The sequence below is a fragment of the Microbacterium sp. HMWF026 genome (genome assembly GCF_003061325.1).
In the GTDB taxonomy this organism is placed as follows: Bacteria; Actinomycetota; Actinomycetes; order Actinomycetales; family Microbacteriaceae; genus Microbacterium; species Microbacterium testaceum_E.
Map to the genome: position 1 here is coordinate 1 of NZ_QAJB01000107.1, position 3,125 is coordinate 3,125.

The window sequence follows — 3,125 nt, forward strand, 5'->3', positions numbered from 1 at the left end:
CCCGCACCCCAGGCTGGATGTGCCGTGCCCGACGGCTGCCGCTCATGAGCCTTCTCCTCCTCTGCCTCATCGCCCCCGCGACGTCCCTGCTGCTGGTCAGCGGAATCGCGAAGATCGTCGCGCTCGACGATGCTCCCCGCGTCCTGTCGGCGCTGCGTCTGCCCCTGCGGCATCCGCGACTCACGGTGACGGCCGTCTCACTCTGCGAAGTGGCGCTGGCGCTCGGCCTCGCCGTCACCGACGGCCAGGCCCGCGTGGCTGCCGCGGTCGCGATCCTCCTGCTGCTGGCGGGGTTCACCGCGGTCACCGCCCGTGCCGTCGGCCACGGCTCCACCGACGACTGCGGGTGCCTCGGCCGGTTCAGCAGCACGCCGCTGTCTCCCGCGCTGGTGCGCCGCAACGCCGTCCTGAGCGCGGCGGCCCTGCTGCTGGCGGTCGTCTGTGCGATCGCCTCGGCGTCGTCCGACCCGTCGGCGGTGGTTCTCGCGGGCGCCCACCCCCTGCCGGCCCTGATCGCGACGGCGGTGAGCGCGGCGCTCGTGTCGGCCGGGTTCGCGACGGCTCGTGCGGGACGCCGCGGCGGGATGCCCGCACCCGACATCGCCTCGTCGCGCCCGGCCCTCATCCGCGAGGACGGTCTGGTGATCGACGTCGCCACCGAGGCCGCGCGGGGACGCGGTCAGCTGCTCGTCTTCGCGCAACCGCACTGCGACCGCTGCCTGCGCGTGATCGACCTGCTCGACCAGCACCACGACGCGCTCGCGCCGTGGCTCGACGTGCGGATCGTGTACCCCGTGGGCGCCGGACGCGACTGGAACGCCCCCGCGCGCGAGAACGACGGCCCACGCACCCCGGCCGCCCTCGATCTGAACGGCGCGCTCGCGGGGGCTCTGGATGTCGGCGCCGAACGCCCCGTGGGGGTGCTCATGGCCACGAACGGACACCCCGTCCTGCCCTATGCGAACGGCGAGAACGACATTCGCGGCCTGGTGTCGGCCCTGGTGCGTTCGAGAGGCTGACGGCGCGAGCGGCCGTGCGCCTCGACTCAGGCCTCGAAGGCCTCGAGGCGCTTGTGCATCACCGCGACCGCGTCGGCGTTGTCGTCGATCAGCACCGCGTGCCGGCCGAGCGGGGCGGCGACGGCACCCAGCGTGCCGCTGCCGGCGAACATGTCGAGCACCCGATCGCCGGGGCGGCTGGACGCCTGCACCATGCGGCGCAGCACGCCCTCGGGCTTCTGCGTCGGGTAGCCCGTCTTCTCGCGCCCGGTCGTCGGCACGATGGTGTGCCACCACACGTCGGTGGGCATCTTGCCGCGCGCGGCCTTCTCGGCCGTCACCAGGCCGGGGGCCATGTAGGGCTCGCGGTCGACGGCATCCGAATCGAAGAAGTACGCGGCCGGGTTCTTGACGTAGACGAGGATTGTCTCGTGCTTGGTGGGCCAACGGCGCTTGGTCTTCGCGCCGTAGTCATAGGCCCAGATCAGCTCGTTGAGGAAGTGGTCGCGCCCGAACAGGGCGTCGCACATCACCTTGGCGTAGTGCACCTCGCGATAGTCCAGGTGCAGGTACAGCGTGCCGTCGTCGGCGAGCAGCCGCCACGCTTCGATCAGCCGCGGCTCGAGAAAGCCCCAGTAGTCGTCGAAGCGATCGTCGTAGGTGCGCAGGTCGCCGCGCAGCCGCGCGTACTCGCGTCCGTGGAAGCCGCGTTGCACCACCGGCGGCGGGGGCGGCTCGTCCTCGGGGAACGTCAGCATGTTCGGATCGTCGGGGGATGCCACGGGCTCGGGGGCGACGGCATCCGCCTCTTCTTCCACGGGGGGCGTCCACGTCGCCGACTCGACCGCCTTGGAGCGCGTGCGCCCCGTGTTGAACGGCGGATCGAGGTACACGAGAGAGAACGAGCCGTCGGCGAGCGCCGGGGTGATCGTCAGGTTGTCGGCGTGGTGGATCTCGACGACGCCCTGCGCGGGGACGGCGTCGGGGGCGGCCGCGCTCACGGAACCCGCTGCAGCCACGCGTCGGTGGCGAACTTCGAGGCGACGAGGGCCTCGGCCTCGGCGTACTCCTCGGGGGTGATGTGCCCCTCGGTCGCGCCGTAGAGCGTCGTGAACGTCTGGATGAAGCGGTCGATGACCTGATCGCGCGGCAGTCCGGTCTGGCTGCGCAGCGGGTCGACGCGCTTGGCGGCCGAGACGGTGCCCTTGTCGCTGAGCTTCTCGCGGCCGATGCGCAGCACCTCGGTGAGCACCTGGCTGTCCATGTCATAGCTGAGGGTCGCGTGGTGCAGCACGCCGCCGTTCGCGAGCCGCTTCTGCGCGGCCCCACCGATCTTGCCGTGGGGGCCGGCGATGTCGTTGAGCGGCTGGTAGACGGCGTCGATGCCGAGCGAGCGCAGCGCCTGCAGCACCCAGTCGTCGAGGAAGGCGTAGGAGTCGGCGAACGTCATCCCGGCGACCAGCGACGCGGGGACGTAGAGCGAGTACGTGACGATCGAGTTGGCGGCCATCATCATCGCGCCGCCCCCCGAGATCCGGCGTACGACGTCGAAGCCGTGCTTCGCGGCCCCCTCGGGGTCGACCTCGTTGCGCAGGGACTGGAACGAACCGATGACGACGGCGCTCTCGTTCCACTCCCACAGCCGCAGCGTGGGCTTGCGCAGCCCGGCGCCCACCCGGGTGGTGAGCACCTCGTCGAGGGCGAGGTTCATGCGGGGCGACACGGGGCCGTCGTGCACGACCTCCCACTCCAAGTCCGCCCACCCGGGGGCGACCACCAGGGCGCGGCGGATCGCCGTCGCGACCGATTCCGGAGTGAAGCCGAGCAGCTGCGCCCCCTCGGGCAGGGCGGTGCGGATCGCCGCGGCGATCGTGGGGACGTCGGACTCCACCGGCAGCCCGTTGACGGCCGCGTCGATGTCGTCGAGGGCGTCGTCGGGCTCGAGGAAGAAGTCGCCCGCGAGGTGGAAGCCGTGGATACGGCCCTCGCGCTCTTCGAGGTCGACGACGACCAGCTTCCCGCCGGGGACCTTGTACTCGCCGTGCATGTCTCCAGCCTACGGCGGGCGGGCGGGCGCGGCGGGCGGGCGCGGCGCGGAGCGGCGAGCCCGCCGCGGCGGCGCGAGAC

The 3,125-nt window shown here is 72.2% G+C and carries 3 protein-coding genes; 1 reads left to right on the forward strand and 2 read right to left on the reverse strand.

All coding sequences use genetic code 11. From position 1 onward, the window contains the following. Positions 1–44 precede the first annotated feature (44 nt). Positions 45–1,019: a MauE/DoxX family redox-associated membrane protein gene (locus DBR36_RS05065; protein ID WP_181373485.1), complete on the forward strand. Its 975-nt coding sequence runs from the start codon at positions 45–47 to the stop codon at positions 1,017–1,019. Positions 1,020–1,045: 26 nt separating this feature from the next. Here DBR36_RS05065 and DBR36_RS05070 read toward each other — a convergent pair whose 3' ends face one another. Next, positions 1,046–1,999 (reverse strand): site-specific DNA-methyltransferase, encoded by a 954-nt coding sequence (locus DBR36_RS05070; protein ID WP_243393045.1) that lies wholly within the window; start codon positions 1,997–1,999, stop codon positions 1,046–1,048. After that, positions 1,996–3,045: a biotin/lipoate A/B protein ligase family protein gene (locus tag DBR36_RS05075; protein WP_108317854.1), complete on the reverse strand. Its 1,050-nt coding sequence runs from the start codon at positions 3,043–3,045 to the stop codon at positions 1,996–1,998. Before DBR36_RS05075 ends, DBR36_RS05070 begins: the two co-directional genes overlap by 4 nt. Between the last annotated feature and the right edge of the window lie 80 nt (positions 3,046–3,125).